The organism is Bradyrhizobium altum, assembly GCF_020889705.1.
GTDB classification, from domain to species: Bacteria; Pseudomonadota; Alphaproteobacteria; order Rhizobiales; family Xanthobacteraceae; genus Bradyrhizobium; species Bradyrhizobium altum.
Window position 1 is genome coordinate 1 of record NZ_JACMYP010000009.1, and the last position, 16,618, is coordinate 16,618.

General features: G+C 64.4%; 13 protein-coding genes and 2 pseudogenes. 7 read left to right on the forward strand and 8 right to left on the reverse strand.

Features of this window, described 5'->3' with window-relative positions; genetic code table 11:
- Positions 1 to 185: 185 nt before the first annotated feature.
- On the reverse strand, positions 186 to 746 hold the full coding sequence (locus H8B02_RS04655) for a MarR family winged helix-turn-helix transcriptional regulator (protein ID WP_376711592.1): 561 nt from the start codon (positions 744 to 746) through the stop codon (positions 186 to 188).
- Positions 747 to 940: 194 nt separating this feature from the next.
- Between H8B02_RS04655 and H8B02_RS04660 the strand changes: the two genes are divergently transcribed.
- From H8B02_RS04660 to fahA, 5 genes are all read left to right on the forward strand, one after another.
- On the forward strand, positions 941 to 2,569 hold the full coding sequence (locus H8B02_RS04660) for an FAD-dependent oxidoreductase (protein ID WP_229165087.1): 1,629 nt from the start codon (positions 941 to 943) through the stop codon (positions 2,567 to 2,569).
- Between the two features lie 10 nt (positions 2,570 to 2,579).
- Positions 2,580 to 2,807 (forward strand): DUF2783 domain-containing protein, encoded by a 228-nt coding sequence (locus tag H8B02_RS04665; RefSeq protein ID WP_050425419.1) that lies wholly within the window; start codon positions 2,580 to 2,582, stop codon positions 2,805 to 2,807.
- Between the two features lie 28 nt (positions 2,808 to 2,835).
- Positions 2,836 to 3,789 (forward strand): MBL fold metallo-hydrolase, encoded by a 954-nt coding sequence (locus H8B02_RS04670; protein ID WP_229165088.1) that lies wholly within the window; start codon positions 2,836 to 2,838, stop codon positions 3,787 to 3,789.
- Positions 3,790 to 3,791: 2 nt separating this feature from the next.
- A complete protein-coding gene (gene hmgA / locus H8B02_RS04675; RefSeq protein WP_229165089.1) occupies positions 3,792 to 5,138 on the forward strand; it encodes a homogentisate 1,2-dioxygenase in 1,347 nt (448 codons plus the stop codon).
- Positions 5,139 to 5,280: 142 nt separating this feature from the next.
- Positions 5,281 to 6,552, forward strand: coding sequence for a fumarylacetoacetase (gene fahA / locus H8B02_RS04680; protein WP_229165090.1), 1,272 nt, complete (start codon positions 5,281 to 5,283; stop codon positions 6,550 to 6,552).
- A gap of 367 nt (positions 6,553 to 6,919) precedes the next feature.
- Here fahA and H8B02_RS04685 read toward each other — a convergent pair whose 3' ends face one another.
- Both H8B02_RS04685 and H8B02_RS04690 read right to left on the reverse strand, forming a co-directional pair.
- On the reverse strand, positions 6,920 to 7,231 hold the full coding sequence (locus H8B02_RS04685; RefSeq protein WP_229165091.1) for a DUF1272 domain-containing protein: 312 nt from the start codon (positions 7,229 to 7,231) through the stop codon (positions 6,920 to 6,922).
- 267 nt (positions 7,232 to 7,498) lie between these two features.
- Entirely contained in the window at positions 7,499 to 7,975 is a 477-nt protein-coding gene (locus H8B02_RS04690) for an Lrp/AsnC family transcriptional regulator (protein ID WP_229165092.1), read from the reverse strand.
- A 123-nt stretch (positions 7,976 to 8,098) separates the two neighbouring features.
- On the opposite strand from H8B02_RS04690, the gene hppD reads away from it, so the two are divergent.
- Entirely contained in the window at positions 8,099 to 9,217 is a 1,119-nt protein-coding gene (gene hppD / locus H8B02_RS04695; RefSeq protein ID WP_229165093.1) for a 4-hydroxyphenylpyruvate dioxygenase, read from the forward strand.
- 185 nt (positions 9,218 to 9,402) lie between these two features.
- Here the strand turns inward: hppD and H8B02_RS04700 are convergent.
- From H8B02_RS04700 to H8B02_RS04720, 5 genes and pseudogenes are all read right to left on the reverse strand, one after another.
- Positions 9,403 to 10,514: pseudogene (locus H8B02_RS04700) on the reverse strand (CaiB/BaiF CoA transferase family protein).
- Between the two features lie 249 nt (positions 10,515 to 10,763).
- Positions 10,764 to 11,564 carry an FAD binding domain-containing protein gene (locus H8B02_RS04705; RefSeq protein WP_229165094.1) on the reverse strand — a complete coding sequence of 267 codons (801 nt, stop codon included), beginning with the start codon at positions 11,562 to 11,564 and terminating at the stop codon, positions 10,764 to 10,766.
- 13 nt (positions 11,565 to 11,577) lie between these two features.
- Positions 11,578 to 13,916: pseudogene (locus H8B02_RS04710) on the reverse strand (xanthine dehydrogenase family protein molybdopterin-binding subunit).
- Positions 13,917 to 14,006: 90 nt separating this feature from the next.
- Entirely contained in the window at positions 14,007 to 14,492 is a 486-nt protein-coding gene (locus H8B02_RS04715; RefSeq protein WP_097675807.1) for a (2Fe-2S)-binding protein, read from the reverse strand.
- Between the two features lie 268 nt (positions 14,493 to 14,760).
- Positions 14,761 to 14,961, reverse strand: coding sequence for a hypothetical protein (locus tag H8B02_RS04720; protein ID WP_229165095.1), 201 nt, complete (start codon positions 14,959 to 14,961; stop codon positions 14,761 to 14,763).
- Here H8B02_RS04720 and H8B02_RS04725 point away from each other — a divergent pair.
- A complete protein-coding gene (locus H8B02_RS04725; RefSeq protein ID WP_312000609.1) occupies positions 14,945 to 16,612 on the forward strand; it encodes a PQQ-dependent dehydrogenase, methanol/ethanol family in 1,668 nt (555 codons plus the stop codon). The genes H8B02_RS04720 and H8B02_RS04725 overlap by 17 nt on opposite strands.
- Positions 16,613 to 16,618 lie beyond the last annotated feature (6 nt).

Sequence of the window (16,618 nt, forward strand, 5' to 3'; positions counted from 1 at the left end):
GGGTTTGGTAGCTGTGTTCGTGCTGTGCTGGGACGCCAGCCAACTCCGGCGTCGTCCTGGCGAAAGCCAGGACCCATAACCACAAATGTCCCTTGTTGGGCTCGCTGGAACGACGAGTCCTGTTCGCAACAACGGCCGCGGAGTATGGGTCCTGGCTTTCGCCAGGACGACAGCGGAGTGTGAGGCTAATACACGTCCTTCGCGTCGGCCTCTTCGCTGGTCTGCACCAGTTCGAGGCTGGTCTCGACCTTGCCGAGCAGGCGTGCGAGATCGCGGCGCTCCTGTGCGGACAGGCAGGACAGGATCTCCTGCTCCTTGCGCAGCAGGCGCGGGATCAGCTCTTCGTAGAGTACCTGGCCCTTTTTGGTCAGGCGCAGGCGGAATTCGCGGCGGTCGTCCGCGTTCTCGACGCGCTCGACGATCTCGCGCTCCATCAATGCCGAGACCGCGCGGCTGATGGTGGATTTGTGGGTGCGGGTGCAATGCGCAATGTATTGCGCGCTGCAGGGATCGCTGCGGAAGCCGAGCGTGGCGAGCACGCGCCATTCCGGAATGTCGAGGCCGTACCGCGCCTGATATTCGCTCGACAGCGCCGAGGACACCTCGGCCGCCAGCCGGTTCAGGCGGAACGGCATGAAATGGAAGAGGTCGAGGCGCTTCTTGGTTGGCGCGACATTGTCGCGCGCGTCCGCTTCCACGGCGCTGCGTGGCCGGGCTGGAGGCTGGCTTGCAGATGTTCTGGCCAAAAATTCCTCCAATTTGAGTTGACGGCGGGCCCGACTGGGAGTTTAAGATAGTTGCAAGTGAGACTAATTTAGCAAGGTCGCGCCCGGCCCGCAAGGTCCCGGTCGCAAACCGGTCACACAGGCCGCAGCCCAAGCTACAAAAAAGGGCCGGCGGCGCCAGGGAACATCCAGGGTCACGCAATCAGGGTCACTCAATGGCACACGCCAATACGGCACAGGCCAAAACCCAGTTCGGCTATCGCCGTCATCCCGACCAGGAGCGGTCGGGCGCCAACGTCGCGGAGTATCCGGTCGTCGTGGTCGGCGCCGGGCCAGTGGGATTGTCGCTCGCGATCGATCTCGCCCAGCGTGGCCAGCGCGTGGTGCTGCTCGACGATGCCGACCGGATCGGCGAGGGCTCGCGCGCGATCTGCTTCTCGAAGCGCTCGCTGGAGTTCTGGGATCGCCTCGGCGTCGGCGACCGCATGGTCGAGAAGGGCGTGGTGTGGAGCGTCGGCAAGATCTTCCATGGCGCCTCGCAGCTCTACCAGTTCAACCTGCTGCCCGAGGAGGGCCACAAGCGGCCCGCCTTCATCAATTTGCAGCAGTTCTATGCCGAAGCCTATCTGGTCGACCGGGTCGAGCAGCTGTCTGAAATCGACCTGCGCTGGCGCAACAAGGTGATCGCGCTCGAAAGCCGCAACGATGGCGTCGCGCTGACCATCGCGACGCCTGAGGGCTCTTACCAGGTGCACGCTTCCTTCGTCGTCGCCTGCGACGGCGCCCGTTCCTCGCTGCGGCAGATGGTCGGCGCCGATTTCGCAGGGCAGGTGTTCGAGGACCAGTTCCTGATCGCCGACGTCAAGATGACCGCGGCGTTCCCGACCGAGCGCTGGTTCTGGTTCGATCCGCCGTTCCATGCGGGCCGCTCGGCGCTGCTGCACAGGCAGCCGGACGACATCTGGCGGATCGATCTGCAGCTCAATCCGGATGCCGATCCGGTGGCCGAGAAGCAGCCCGAGAATGTCCGGCCGCGGATCGAGCGGATGCTCGGACACGACAAGTTCGAATTCGAATGGATCTCGCTGTACAAGTTCCAATGCCGGCGGATGGCCAAGTTCATCCACGGCCGCGTGATCTTTGCCGGCGATTCAGCGCACCAGGTCTCGCCGTTTGGCGCGCGCGGCGCCAATTCAGGGCTCGAGGATGCCGAGAATCTGGCGTGGAAGCTCGATCGCGTGTTGCGCCGGCTGTCGCCGGAAGGCCTGCTGGAGACCTATCACATCGAGCGCAGCGCGGCGGCGGACGAGAACATCCGCGAGTCCACCCGGTCGACGGATTTCATGGCGCCCGTGACCCGGCAGGAGGCGCGGCTGCGCCAGGCCGTGCTGTCGCTCGCAAAGGATACCGAGTTCGGCAAGCGCATGGTCAATGGCGGCCGGCTGTCGGTGCCGTCGGTCTACGACACGCCGCTATCGAGCGGCGATCGCGACGACTGGCGCGGCGGCCCGCAGCCGGGCGCCTCGATGCCGGATGCGCCGGTGACCGAGCAGGGCGGCGGTTCCAGCTATCTCACCGACGTTTTCATCAGGCAGGGAACGCGGTTCACGCTGCTGGAGTTTGGCAATGGCGCGGCCGCCGATGTCCCTGACGGCGTCGGCACCATCCGCGTTGGCGGCGAGGGCGGGCTGATCGACGCGCAAGGCCTTGCGGGCAAGCGCTATGATGCCGAGCCGGGCACCGCCTATCTGTTGCGGCCGGATGGTTACGTCGCAGCCCGCTTCCGCAATGCGGCGCGGCCGGCGCTCGAGGCGGCGCTGGCGCGCGCATCCGGCCTGAACTGAGGTATCTGCGATGGCGCTGTCGACCAGTTCGAATTTCGCAAAGCCGGATGACGCCTTCCGCGCCATCGTCGAGGCGCATCGCGGCCTCACCGACGCGCAGAGCGCCGATCTCGATGCCGCGCTGGTGCTGGTGCTCGCCAACCACATCGGCGATCTCGACGTGCTGCGCGAGGCGATCGCGCTGGCGAAGCGGCGGACGCTGGATGCGAGCCAGCAGCAACAACAGCAACAACAATAGCACTGATCAAACGGACAGGATTGAACTGATGGCCAAAGGTTTCGCATCGACCACGGATCTCGCGGAGAAGAAGGTTACCTTCTCCGAGATCGGCACCGATCTCTACGCCTTCACCGCCGAGGGCGATCCCAACACCGCCGTGATCGTCGGCGAGGACGGCTGCCTGGTGTTCGACGCGCAGGCGACGCCGGCGATGGCGAACAAGGTGATCGAGCGGGTCAAGACCGTCACCGACAAGCCGATCAAGTACGTCGTGCTGTCGCATTATCATGCGGTGCGCGTGCTCGGCGCCTCCGCCTATCACGCGCAGGGCATCGTGGCCTCGCAGGAGACCTATCGGCTGATCCAGGAGCGCGGCCAGCAGGATTGGGATTCCGAATACGGCCGCTTCCCGCGGCTGTTCCAGGATGCGGCGAGCATTCCCGGACTGACCTGGCCGACGCTGACCTTCGAGGGCGAGATGTCGATCTATCTCGGCAAGCGCGAGGTGCGGCTGATGCAGCTCGGCGCCGGCCACACCTCGGGCGATATCGTCGCCTGGGTGCCGGATGCCGAGGTGATGTTCTCGGGCGATCTCATCGAGTATCACTCGGCCTGCTATTGCGGCGATGCGCATTTGCGCGAATGGCCGATGACGCTGAACGAGATTCGCGCCTTCAATCCGAAGGCGATCGCGCCGGGCCGCGGCGATGCGCTGAAGGGCCTCGAGACCGGGCGCGATGCGATCGCGATGACCCGCGATTTCGTCACTTCGCTCTACGGTGCCGCCGAATCCTCGGTCGCCAAGGGCCGCAGCCTGAAGGAATCGATGGCGGCGACGCGCGAGGTGATGGATCCGAAATTCTCGAAGTTTGCGATCTACGAGCACTGCCTGCCGTTCAACGTTTCGCGCGCCTATGACGAGGCGTCCGGGATCGACGATCCCGTGATCTGGACCGACAAGCGCGACCAGGAAATGTGGGCCGCCCTGCAAGGAGGATAGCGATGAACATCAATACCTCGCCTGATCAGATCGTGCGCAGCTCGGGGCAGGTCACGCCGGGCTACATGTCCGGCTTCGGCAACAGCTTCGAGACCGAGGCACTGCCCGGCGCGCTGCCGATGGGGCGCAACTCGCCGCAGCGCTGCGCCTATGGGCTCTATGCCGAGCAGCTTTCGGGCTCGCCGTTCACGGCGCCGCGCGGCACCAATGAGCGCTCCTGGCTCTACCGCATCCGCCCGTCGGTGCGGCACTCCGGCCGCTTCGCCAAGGCCGATGCGGGGCTGTGGCGCACCGCGCCGTGTCACGAATACGAGATGCCGATCGCGCAGCTGCGTTGGGACCCGGCGCCGATCCCGAAGCAGGACATGACCTTCCTGCAGGGCGTGCAGACCATGACCACGGCCGGCGATGCCAACACGCAAGCCGGCATGGCGGCGCACATCTATCTGATCACCAAATCGATGGTCGATCAGCATTTCTACAATGCCGATGGCGAGATGATGTTCGTGCTGCAGCAGGGCAATCTGCGCCTCGTCACCGAGTTCGGCCGCATCGATGCCGAGCCGGGCGAGATCGTGGTGATCCCGCGCGGCGTGAAATTCCGTGTCGAGATTCCGAATGGACCCGCGCGCGGCTATCTCTGCGAGAATTACGGCGGCGCCTTCACGCTGCCGGAGCGCGGCCCGATCGGCGCCAACTGCCTGGCCAATTCGCGCGATTTCCTGACCCCGGTGGCGAGCTACGAGGACAAGGACACCCCGACCGAGCTCTACGTGAAGTGGGGCGGCGCGCTGTTCAAGACCACGTTGCCGCATTCGCCGATCGACGTCGTCGCCTGGCACGGCAATTACGCGCCCTACAAATACGACCTGCGCACCTTCTCGCCGGTCGGCGCGATCGCGTTCGATCATCCGGATCCGTCGATCTTCACGGTGCTGACCTCGCCGTCGGAGACCGCCGGCACCGCGAACATCGACTTCGTGATCTTCCCGGAACGCTGGATGGTGGCCGACAACACCTTCCGTCCGCCGTGGTACCACATGAACATCATGTCGGAGTTCATGGGTCTGATCTACGGCGTCTACGACGCCAAGCCGCAAGGCTTCGTGCCGGGCGGCATCTCGCTGCACAACATGATGCTGCCGCACGGCCCCGACCGCGAGGCCTTCGAGCACGCCAGCAACAGCGAGCTGAAGCCGGTGAAGCTGACCGGCACGATGGCCTTCATGTTCGAGACCCGCTACCCGCAACGCGTGACCCAACATGCCGCGACGTCATCGACGCTGCAGGACGATTACTCGGATTGCTGGAAGGGGTTGGAGAAGAAGTTCGACCCGAACAAGCTGTAACATAGCTCTCCGTCATTCCGGGGCGCGCGTAGCGCGAGCCCGGAATCCATAACCACGATAATGAGTATGGATTCCGGGCCTGCGCCTGTCGGCGCATCCCGGAATGACGATCGATAGACCGTAGCAAATTCGGCAGGAAACCATGCCCCATCCCAACGACCCAAAACTCCGCTCCTTCGTCGACGTCGCCCCGACCTCGGACTTTCCGATCCAGAACCTGCCCTATGGCGTGTTCTCGTCGAAGGACGGCCTTGCGCCGCGCGTCGGTATTGCGATCGGCGACTATGTGCTCGACCTCTGGGAGCTCGAGCAGGATTCCCGGCTCGATGTCGGGCCGCTCGGCGTTTTCTCGCAGCCGTCGCTCAATGCCTTCATGGCGCTCGGGCCGAAGGTGTGGTCGGCGACGCGGGCGCGGATCAGCGAGCTGCTACGCGCCGATCATCCGGAGCTGCGCGACAACAGGGAGTTGCGGGCGCGGGCGTTGGTGCCGATGGCGGACGTCAGGCTGCACATGCCGTTTGCCGTCTCGGGCTATACCGATTTCTATTCGTCGAAGGAGCACGCCACCAATGTCGGCGTCATGTTCCGCGGCAAGGACAATGCGCTGCAGCCGAACTGGCTGCACATGCCGATCGGCTACAACGGCCGCGCCTCGACGGTGGTGGTGTCAGGCACCAAGGTGCGGCGGCCGCGCGGGCAGCTGAAGCCGCCGACTGCGGAGGTGCCGAGCTTCGGTCCCTGCAAGCGGCTCGATTTCGAGCTCGAGATGGGCGTGGTGGTGGGGCAGGCCTCGCCGATGGGCGAGATGCTCACCGAGAAACAGGCCGAAGAGATGATCTTCGGCTTCGTCATTCTCAACGACTGGAGCGCGCGCGATATCCAGCAGTGGGAATATGTGCCGCTCGGCCCGTTCCAGGCCAAGGCGTTCGCGACCTCGATCAGCCCGTGGGTGGTGACGCGCGAGGCGCTGGAGCCGTTCCGCATGCAGGGCCCGGCGCAGCAGCCGGAGCCGCTGGCTTATCTGAAGCAGACCCAGTCGAACAATTACGACTTGCAGCTCGACGTCGCGCTGCGCGCCGGTGCGATGAACGAAGCGAAGACGATCTGCAGCACCAACTTCAAGTACATGTACTGGTCGTCAGTTCAGCAACTGGTGCACCACGCCTCCAGCGGCTGCGCGATGAATGTCGGCGATCTCTTAGGGTCCGGCACGATCTCCGGTCCCGAAAAGCATCAGCGCGGCAGCCTCCTGGAAATCAGCTGGAACGGCACCGAGCCGGTCGAGCTTGGCAGCGGCGTGACGCGCTCGTTCCTCGAAAATGGCGACTCGCTGGTCATGCGCGGCTGGTGCCAGAGCGATGGCTATCGCGTCGGCTTTGGTGAGGTCGAAGGCACGATCGTTGCGGCGGAGTAGCCGCCGGCTGTGTCGCGCCGCTTCACCTTCCCTTGAAAAGCAGGGCTATCGCATATGGAAATCCCGAGTCTCTTCCACAGGTTAGTCGGCGATGCGCTTGCGCGACACTGCCAAAGCACGGAATCGGATCGAGAACAAAACGGAATCGAACCGCGAAGCTGGAGCGACGCTTCTTGAACGTGTCCTTTACAAGTGTCGATCGCGCCTCGCGTTTTTCCATATGCGATAGCCCTGCCTTGAAAAGGGGGGGTCGGTTTGCGCAGCAAACCGGGTGGGGATCTGGTCTCTCAGCAAGCGCCAGCGCCCGCGGCTGACCCCCATCCCACCTTCCCCTTGCAGGGGAAAGGAGCCCGAGAGCAGGTCAGCCTTACCGCTCCTCCGGCCTGACATCCCTCAGCCGCGCCGTATTCGCCGCGCAGTCCTCGAGGCTGTATTTCAGATGCACCCGCTTGTCCGACGGCGGCTGGTTCACGGTGCAGACACCCGCCCGCCACGGCTTGGCCGGGCGGATCGGCCGCGGCGCGAAGCCGCCGCCGCAGTTCGGGCAGACATTGCCGAGCTTGGTCTCGGCGCAATCCACACAGAACGTGCATTCGTACGAACAGATCCGCGCCTCCAGCGCGCTCGGTGGCAGGTCCTTGTCGCAATATTCGCAGTTCGGTCGCAGCTGCAGCGCCATGGCTTTCCTCAGATTCTTGGATGCCGCGTACACCGCTGCACCTCTCCCCTTGTGGGAGAGGTCGGATCGCATCGCAAGATGCGATCCGGGTGAGGGGTCGCGGTCTCTCGACGGAGTGTGCTCGGCGGAGAGAACCCCTCACCCCAACCCTCTCCCACAAGGGGAGAGGGAGCCCACCGCCGATGTCGCAGCATCGAACCAATTCATGCGAATGATCGCAAATCGGGCCGGGAAAGCGAATGACGGATTTCCCTCGATTTGCGCCAGTCAGGCTTGCAGAGCCTTCAGCGGCAGCTTGGTGCTCTCTTTCAGGCGGTCGAGCACGATCGAGGAGCGCACATGCGCCACGCTCTGGTGCGGCATCAGCACGTTGTTGACGATGTCGGACAGGCTCTTCAGGTCGCGCAGCATCACCTTCAGCACGTAGTCGGCATCCCCGGTCAGCGCATAAGCTTCCTGGATGTCGTCGACGCGGTTGACCAGCTCGCGAAACCGTTTGGCGTTGTCGGGCGAGTGGGTCGCAAGCGTGATGTGGATGAAGGCGATCAGGCCGAAACCGAGCGCTTCGCCGGCGAGGTCGGCGTGGTAGCCCGAAATCACCTTCTCCTCCTCCAGCCGCATCCGCCGCCGCGAGCATTGCGAGGCGGAGAGCCCGACCAGATCGGCGAGCTGCTGGTTGGTCAGCCTGCCGTCGTCCTGCAACGCGGCGAGCATTTTGAGGTCGAAGGCGTCGACGTCAGGCATGCGCGGATGGTCCATTTCATGCACGGATCGTGCGCGATTCTAGCAAATCAGGGACCATTTTGCACGCACGTTGCGCCGCAGATGACGGAAACTGATCCCCAGACAAATCAGGGAGTTACCGCCATGGGTCCGTTTCCGCACGATGCGCCGCCGGCCGAAATCAGCACTGAGAACCCGATGGGCACCGACGGCTTCGAGTTCGTCGAATATGCCCATCCCAACCCGGCGGAGCTGCATGCTTTGTTCAAGCTGATGGGCTTTGTCGCGGTCGCCCGCCACACCACCAAGAGGATCACGGTCTATCGCCAGGGCGACATCAACTATCTCGTCAATGAGGAGCCGGGCAGTCACGGCTTCAACTTCGTCGCCGCGCACGGTCCCTGCGCGCCGTCGATGGCGTTCCGCGTGGTCGATGCGAAGCACGCCTATGAGCGCGCGATCGCGCTCGGTGCGGAGCCGGCGGATGTGTCGTCCGCGGAGAAGACGCTGGATGTGCCCGCGATCAAGGGCATCGGCGGCAGCCTGCTGTATTTCGTCGACCGCTACGCCGCCAAGGGTTCGGCCTATGATGCCGAGTTCGAGTGGCTCGGAGAGGAGAATCCGCGTCCCGCGGGCTCGGGCCTTTATTACGTCGATCACCTCACCCACAACGTCCATCGCGGCCGCATGGATGTCTGGACCGGCTTCTATGCGAAGCTGTTCAACTTCCGCCAGATCCGCTTCTTCGACATCGAGGGCCGCGCGTCCGGCCTGTTCTCCCGCGCGCTGACCAGCCCGGACGGCAAGATCCGGATTCCGATCAACGAGGATGCCGGCGATTCCGGGCAGATCGAGGAATATCTCAACATTTATCACGGCGAGGGCATCCAGCACATCGCCTGCGGCGCGCGCGACATCTACCGCACCGTGGAGACGCTGCGCGCGGACGGCCTGCCGTTCATGCCGTCGCCGCCGGACACCTATTTCGAGCGGATCGATGCCCGCCTGCCGCAGCATGGCGAGGACCTGGCGCGGCTTAAGACCAACGGCATCCTGATCGATGGCGAGGGCGTGGTCGACGGTGGCCAGACCAAGGTGCTGCTGCAGATCTTCTCGGCCAACGCGATCGGGCCGATCTTCTTCGAATTCATCCAGCGCAAGGGCGACGACGGTTTTGGCGAAGGCAACTTCAAGGCGCTGTTCGAATCGATCGAGGAAGACCAGATCCGCCGCGGTGTGCTGAAGGTCGATCACGCGGCTTGAAGCCGTCGTAGGGGGACCGCGCTGGCGCACAGCCAACAAGTGTCGTCCCGGCGAACGCCGGGACCCATGCCGCCGAGTCTATCGAGTATGCCGGATGGCGGTCCCGCGGAACGATCGTGCACCACAACGACATTCCGGGGTTATGGTCCCGGCTCGCGCTTCGCTTGGCCGGGACGACAGCGAGACTATTTCCCCGCCTTCCACGCGCTCGTCACGTCACCGATGCTGGCCAGCTCCGGCTCGCGGATCGCCGACGGCGTGCGCGAGAAGCGCGGCGCGGGGGCGGGCTGGGTGACGCCGTGGCGCTCGACGAACACCTGGCGCGCGCCATGTGCGGATGATTAGGCGCTTCCTCCATGGTGAGGATCGGCGCGAAGCAGATGTCGGTGCCTTCCATGATTGTGCACCAGTCCGCGCGCGACTTGCTCTTGAACACCTTGGTCAGCTTCTCCTTCAGCGCCGGCCAGGCCTTGCGGTCCATCTGGGCGTCGAAGTCGGCCTCGGTCAGGTCGGCATGCTTGCGCAGCAGCGCATAGAACTGCGGTTCGATCGAGCCGATCGAGATGAAGTTGCCGCAGGAGCATTCGTAGACGCCGTAGAAATGTGCGCCGCCGTCCAGGAAGTTCTGGTCGCGGCCGCCGCTCCAGCGGCCCTGTGCGCGCATGTCGTAGAACATCGACATCAGCGAGGCCGCGCCGTCGCACATCGCGGTATCGACCACCTGGCCCTTGCCGGACTTCTGCGCTTCCAGCAGCGCTGCGAGCACGCCGACCACGAGATAGAGCGCGCCGCCGCCGAAATCGCCGACCAGGTTGAGCGGCGGCACCGGCTTCTCCTTGGTGCCGATCGCAGCGAGTGCACCGGTGATCGAGATGTAGTTGATGTCATGGCCGGCGGCGTTCGCCAGCGGGCCTTCCTGGCCCCAGCCGGTCATGCGGCCGAAGACCAGCCTCGGATTGCGCGCGAGCACGACGTCCGGGCCGAGACCGAGGCGCTCCATCACGCCGGGGCGGAAGCCTTCGATCAGTGCATCGGCATGGCTGAGCAGGTCGAGCACTTCAGCAATCGCCGCCTTGTTCTTGAGGTCGAGCTCGATGACCTTGCGGCCACGGGTTGCCACCGCCTTCAAATTCTTGCCGGCGCCGACCCGATCAAGGGTGATGACCTCGGCACCCATGTCGGCGAGCAGCATGCAGGCGAACGGGCCGGGGCCGATGCCGGCGAATTCGACGATGCGGAAGCCGGCGAGCGGGCCCGAGGTGCGAGCGGCGGTTTGGGAGGCGGGTTTATCGAGCACGTTGTTATCCGTTCGTTGTGGGGCGTTAAGCGGCTGAGGTGTTTGCGGCTGACTTGGCGCCGAATGTCCTGCGTTCCCCCAGCCGTCCGTGGGACGGTATTTTTAATTAGCTGATTAGCTAAATTGTCTCGCCGAACGCGCGATGAGGCAAGCCTCTTTTGCCCCGAAGCGCCGGTAAAACGAGGCGCCGGTAAAACGCGAACGGCGCGCATCGCTGCGCGCCGCCGCTCGACTTGTGTTTAGGCGCTATCAGCCGGCGGCAGTCACCGCCCGCTGTCCCATCACCTTCACCAGATTCGCGCGGTAGTCCGCCGAGCCGTGGATGTCGGCGAGCAGGCCGCTCGCCGCGATCGTGACGCTGTCGAGTGCCGAAGCCGCCCAGTTCGCCTTCAGCGCCTGCTCGATCGGCCCCACCCGCATGACGCCGCTTTGCGATGCACCGGTCGCGGTGACGCGGACGTCACCCGACTTGGTCTTGGCGACGAACACGCCAGTCAGGGCGAAGCGCGAGGCCGGGTTCGGAAACTTGGCATAACCCGCCTTGGCCGGGATCGGGAACGCGACCTGCGTGATGATCTCACCATCCTCGAGTGCCGTCGTGAACAGGCCCTTGAAGAAATCATCCGCCGTGATCGACCGCTTGTTGGTCTTGATCGTCGCGCCGAGTGCCAGCACCGCCGCCGGATAGTCCGCCGCCGGATCGTTGTTGGCGAGCGAGCCGCCGATCGTGCCGCGATAGCGCACGGCGGGATCGCCGATCATCGACGCCAGATTGGCAAGCGCCGGGATCGCCTTCTGCACGGCGTCGCTTTGCGCCACGTCATAATGCGTGGTCGCGGCCTTGATGGTGACGGTGTCGCCGGACACGTCGATGCCGACCATGTCCTTGATCTTGGCGACGTCGATCACGTCGGATGGCGCCGCAAGGCGCTGCTTCATCACGGGGAGCAAGGTCTGTCCGCCGGACAGGAACTTGGACTCCGCGCCCCTGCCGAATTGCGCCACGGCATCGTCGATCGAGGAAGCGCGGTGATAATTTGTCTCGTACATGGCTCTTCCTCCCTCAACCGTGAATGGCGTGCCAGACGCGATCGGGCGTCGCCGGCATTTCCAGCTTGTTGTTGCCGATGGCGTCCGTGATCGCGTTGATCACGGCAGCGGAAGCACCGATCGCGCCGGCTTCGCCGCAGCCCTTGACGCCGAGCGGGTTGCCCGGACACAGCGTCGTGGTGTGGGAGAGCTGGAACGACGGCAGGTCGTCGGCGCGCGGCATGGTATAGTCCATGAACGACGCGGTCACGAGCTGACCGGTGTCGTCATAGACCGCGCCCTCGAGCAGCGCCTGGCCGATGCCCTGCGCAAGGCCGCCATGGACCTGGCCCTCGACAATCATCGGGTTGATCAGCCGGCCGAAATCGTCCGCTGCCACGAAGTCGACAAAGGTGGTCTTGCCGGTGCCCGGGTCGACCTCGAGCTCGCAGATATAGGCGCCGGCCGGGAAGGTGAAGTTGGTCGGGTCGTAGAACGCCGTCTCCTTCAGGCCGGGCTCCATGCCGTCGGGCAGATTGTGCGCGGTGTAGGCCGCGAGCGCGACCATCGGCAGCGCGATCGCCTTGTCGGTGCCGGTGACCTTGAACTCGCCGTTCTCGATCACGATGTCGCTCTCGGAAGCCTCGAGCGCGTGCGCCGCGATCTTCTTGGCCTTGGCTTCCACCTTCTCCATCGCCTTCACGATCGCCGCACCGCCGACCGCGATCGAGCGCGAGCCGTAGGTGCCCATGCCGAACTGCACCTTGTCGGTGTCGCCGTGGACGATCGAGACCTGGCTGATCGGCACGCCAAGCCGCTCGGCGATGATCTGGCAGAACGTCGTTTCGTGGCCCTGGCCGTGGCTGTGCGAGCCGGTGAGCACCTCGATGGTGCCGACCGGATTGACGCGGATCTCGGCCGATTCCCACAGGCCGACGCCGGCCCCTAAGCTGCCGACCGCCTTCGACGGTGCGATGCCGCAGGCCTCGATGTAGCAGGAGACGCCGATGCCGCGCAGCTTGCCACTGGCTTTCGCCTTGGCCTTGCGGGCCGGGAAGCCGGCATAGTCGATTGCCTTCATCGCCGCATCGATCGAGGCGTGGAAGTCGCCGACATCATACGCCATGATCACAGGCGTTTGATACGGGAACTGGTTGATGAAGTTCTTCTTGCGCAGCTCGGTCGGATCGACCTTCAGCTGCCGCGCCGCCGTCTCCATCATCCGCTCGAGCAGATAGCTCGCCTCGGGACGGCCGGCGCCGCGATAGGCGTCGACCGGCGTGGTGTTGGTGTAGACGCCGATCACCTCGGCATAGATCGCCGGGATCACATACTGGCCCGACAGCAGCGTCGCGTAGAGATAGGTCGGCACCGCCGAGGAGAACAGCGACATATAGGCGCCGAAATTGGCGTGGGTCTTCACCCGCAGGCCAAGGATCTTGTTGTCCTTGTCGAACGCGATCTCCGCCTTCGAGACATGGTCGCGGCCATGCGCGTCGGTGAGGAAGGCCTCGGAGCGGTCGCCGGTCCACTTCACCGGGCGATTGACCTTCTTCGACGCCCACAGCGCCACCATCTCTTCCGGATAGATGTAGATCTTGGAGCCGAAGCCGCCGCCGACGTCGGGCGCGATCACGCGGAGCTTGTGCTCCGGCGCGATGTTGTAGAATGCCGACAGCACGAGGCGGGCGACGTGCGGATTCTGCGAGGTCGTGTAGAGCGTGTAGTGCTCTTCGGCCTGGTCATATTGTGCGATCGCGCGCGCGGCTCCATCGCGTTCGGCACCAGGCGGTTGTTGGTGAGCTCGAGCGTCACCACGTTGGCGGCCTTGCTGAAGGCGTCGCCGACCGCGGCTTCGTCACCGATGTGCCAGTCATAGACGATGTTGCCGGGGGCTTCGGGATGCAGCTGCGGTGCGCCCGGCTTGATCGCGGCCCTGACGTCGGCCACCGCGGGAAGCTCCTCGTAGTCGACGACGACGGCTTCGGCCGCGTCCTTGGCCTGGTTCTTGGTCTCGGCGATCACGACCGCGACCGCCTGCCCGACAAAGCGCACGGTCTCCGGCGCCATCGCCGGCCACGCGCCCATCTTCATCGGCGAGCCGTCCTTCGAGGTGATGGCCCAGCCGCAGATCAGATTGCCGACCTTGTCGTCGACGATCTGCTGTCCGGTCAGCACCGCGATCACGCCGGGCATCTTCATGGCCTCGGCGGAGTTGATGCCCTTGACCTTGGCATGTGCGTGCGGGCTGCGGATGAAGTGAGCGTAGCTCATGCCGACCATTTTGACGTCGTCGACGTAACGTCCCTGGCCGGTAATGAACCGGCGATCTTCCTTGCGCACGACGCGTGCGCCAATTCCTTCAACACCCATAGTCTAGTCCTCCCGACGGAGATTCGATTTGCCGCCGTTTCCATCGAGACCGGCGGTGATGAGCTTGATCGTGTGTACTGCGTGGGCCGGCTATTCGGCGGCCTGCGCGACCTTCATGCGGCCGGCTGCGTCGAGCACCGCCTTGACGATGTTGTGGTAGCCGGTGCAGCGGCAGATGTTGCCTTCGAGTTCGTGGCGGACCGTTTCCTCGTCGAGCTTGCCGCCATGGCGGTGCACGATATCGACCGCGGACATGATCATGCCGGGGGTGCAATAGCCGCACTGCAGGCCGTGATTGTCGCGGAACGCCGCCTGCATCGGGTGCAGTTCGTCGCCCTTGGCGAGGCCTTCGATCGTGGTGACGTTGGAGCCCGCCGCCTGGCCGGCCAGCATGGTGCAGGATTTGACCGCCCGCCCATCGACATGGACGACGCAGGCGCCGCACTGGCTGGTATCGCAGCCGACATGAGTGCCGGTGAGGTTGAGGTTTTCGCGCAAGAGATGCACGAGGAGGGTTCGGTCCTCGACGTCGACCGAAACCGCCCTGCCGTTTACCGTCAGTTTGACTGTAGACACGCGTTTCTCCCAATAGCTTCGTTATGGGCCCAGTAGACCACGCTTCATATGGGACGTAACCGCGATCAAAGTCGTAGGTGCGGCCCTGTCGTGAAGGCGCCGGGCTGTACTTCCGATCCTAGCAGGCAGCCGTTCAATGGGCAATTTGCAAGCTGCCGGGAGCATGCTCCGGCGCGATGAAATCACCCCGCAGTGCAAGCGGTTTTCGGCAGATCAATGCTGCCTGCGGCGCGCCAAAATCGCCGCCGCGATTGCTACTACCTTCCGCCTATAACGACGCAAAAGCGTTGCTGTCATCTTCATCGCCGACGCAGCGACAGAAGATCGCTGGTTCATGAAATTGGGTATCGATCCGCGCGCGCGATGCATCCATCGCGGCAACGAAACCATATTGGAGGAAGCCAATGAAGCTGAGGAGCGGGATTTTCTTTGCCGGTGTGTCGCTGGTCGCCATGGTGATGGCAAGCATTGGCGCGTCGAAAGCCAATGATTCCGTCGTGAACGCGGCGTCCGATCCGAACGGATGGGCGATCGCCGGCCACGACTACGGCAATACGCGCTTCAGCCCCCTGAAGCAGATCAATTCCGAGAATGCCGGTAAGCTGCAGCTGGTCTATTCGCTGTCGCTGGCCTCGCTGCGCTCCAACGAGTCTTCGCCGCTGGTGATCGGCAAGACGCTGTATGTGTCGACGTCCTGGGGTCCGAAATACGTCTATGCGATCGATGCCGCGACCGGCGCGCGCAAATGGACCTGGCAGCCGGATATTCCTGACGATGTGCTGCAATACGCCTGCTGCGACGTCAATAACCGCGGCGTGTCCTATGCCGACGGCAAGATCTTCGTCGGCCGGCTCGACGGCAAGCTGACCGCGCTCGATGCCGAGACCGGCAAGGAGCTCTGGACCTCGACGGTCGTCGACTACAAGCAGGGCTCAGTCATCACCTCGCCGCCGCTCATCGTCCGCGACAAGGTCATCACCGGCTTCGGCGGCGGCGAATACGGCGTCCGCGGCTCGCTGCAGGCCTTCAACCTCAAGGACGGCAAGCTGCTCTGGCAGACCTTCACGGTGCCGGCGCCCGGCGAACCCGGCAGCGACACCTGGAAGGGCGACACCGGGCTGCATGGCGGCGGTGCCGCCTGGCTGGTCGGCTCCTACGACGCCAAGTCCGACACGGTCTACTGGGGTACCAGCAATCCGGGGCCGTGGAATACGGGCGTGCGCTCCACCGGCGACGGCAATTTCGGCAAGCTGACCAATCTCTACACGGCCTCGACGCTGGCGATCGATCCCAACACCGGCAAGATCAAGTGGCACATCCAGGGCACGCCGGCCGACGCCTGGGACTATGACGGCGTCAACGAGCTGCTGCTCGCCGACCTGAAGATCAAGGGCGCCGAAACACCCGTTCTGATGAAGGCGGACCGCAACGGCTTCTTCTTCGTGGCCAACCGCGAAACCGGCAAGGTGATCTCGGCCGAGAAGTACGTCTTCGCCAACTGGGCCAAGAAGTGGGACATCAACACGATGCGGGCGGAAGAGGATCCGGACAAGCGTCCGGGGCCCGGCCACCCCGCCAAGGACATCTGCCCGAACCTGATCGGCGGCAAGAACTGGCAGCCGATGTCGTTCAACCCGCAGACCGGCCTCGTCTACATCCCGAGCAACAATGTCTGCATGGATTGGTCGGTCAGTGACGTGAACTACAAGCGCGGCGTGTTCTATCTCGGCGCCGAATTCCCGACCAAGCCTGGTCCCGGCGGCTTCCTCGGCGAACTCGTGGCCTGGGATCCCGTGGCCAACAAGAAGGTGTGGAGCATCAAGGAAGACCTGCCCTTCAACGGCGGCACGCTGACGACCGGCGGCAATCTGGTGTTTTCAGGCAATCTGCACGGCGACTTCCGCGCCATCGATGCCAAGAACGGCAAGGTGGTGTGGAGCAAGAACCTCGGCAGCGGCATCGGCGCCGGTCCGGTGACCTATTCGGTCGACGGCAAGCAATATGTCGCGATCGTGGTCGGACGCACTGCCGCGCTGCCGGCTTTCCTCGGTGACATCGGCAAGAAGATGGTCGCCGCGGCGCCCGAAGGCGGCTCGCTGTTCGTGTTCGCCCTGCAATAACGATCG

What these genes read in the sequence shown, in the direction of transcription:
- H8B02_RS04660 (WP_229165087.1), top strand. Translation starts at nt 941, where the DNA reads ATGGCACACGCCAATACGGCACAGGCCAAAACCCAGTTCGGCTATCGC.
- H8B02_RS04665 (WP_050425419.1), top strand. Translation starts at nt 2,580, where the DNA reads ATGGCGCTGTCGACCAGTTCGAATTTCGCAAAGCCGGATGACGCCTTC.
- H8B02_RS04670 (WP_229165088.1), top strand. Translation starts at nt 2,836, where the DNA reads ATGGCCAAAGGTTTCGCATCGACCACGGATCTCGCGGAGAAGAAGGTT.
- hmgA (WP_229165089.1), top strand. Translation starts at nt 3,792, where the DNA reads ATGAACATCAATACCTCGCCTGATCAGATCGTGCGCAGCTCGGGGCAG.
- fahA (WP_229165090.1), top strand. Translation starts at nt 5,281, where the DNA reads ATGCCCCATCCCAACGACCCAAAACTCCGCTCCTTCGTCGACGTCGCC.
- H8B02_RS04685 (WP_229165091.1), bottom strand. Translation starts at nt 7,231, where the DNA reads ATGGCGCTGCAGCTGCGACCGAACTGCGAATATTGCGACAAGGACCTG.
- H8B02_RS04690 (WP_229165092.1), bottom strand. Translation starts at nt 7,975, where the DNA reads ATGCCTGACGTCGACGCCTTCGACCTCAAAATGCTCGCCGCGTTGCAG.
- hppD (WP_229165093.1), top strand. Translation starts at nt 8,099, where the DNA reads ATGGGTCCGTTTCCGCACGATGCGCCGCCGGCCGAAATCAGCACTGAG.
- H8B02_RS04705 (WP_229165094.1), bottom strand. Translation starts at nt 11,564, where the DNA reads ATGTACGAGACAAATTATCACCGCGCTTCCTCGATCGACGATGCCGTG.
- H8B02_RS04725 (WP_312000609.1), top strand. Translation starts at nt 14,945, where the DNA reads ATGGTGATGGCAAGCATTGGCGCGTCGAAAGCCAATGATTCCGTCGTG.
- H8B02_RS04720 (WP_229165095.1), bottom strand. Translation starts at nt 14,961, where the DNA reads ATGCTTGCCATCACCATGGCGACCAGCGACACACCGGCAAAGAAAATC.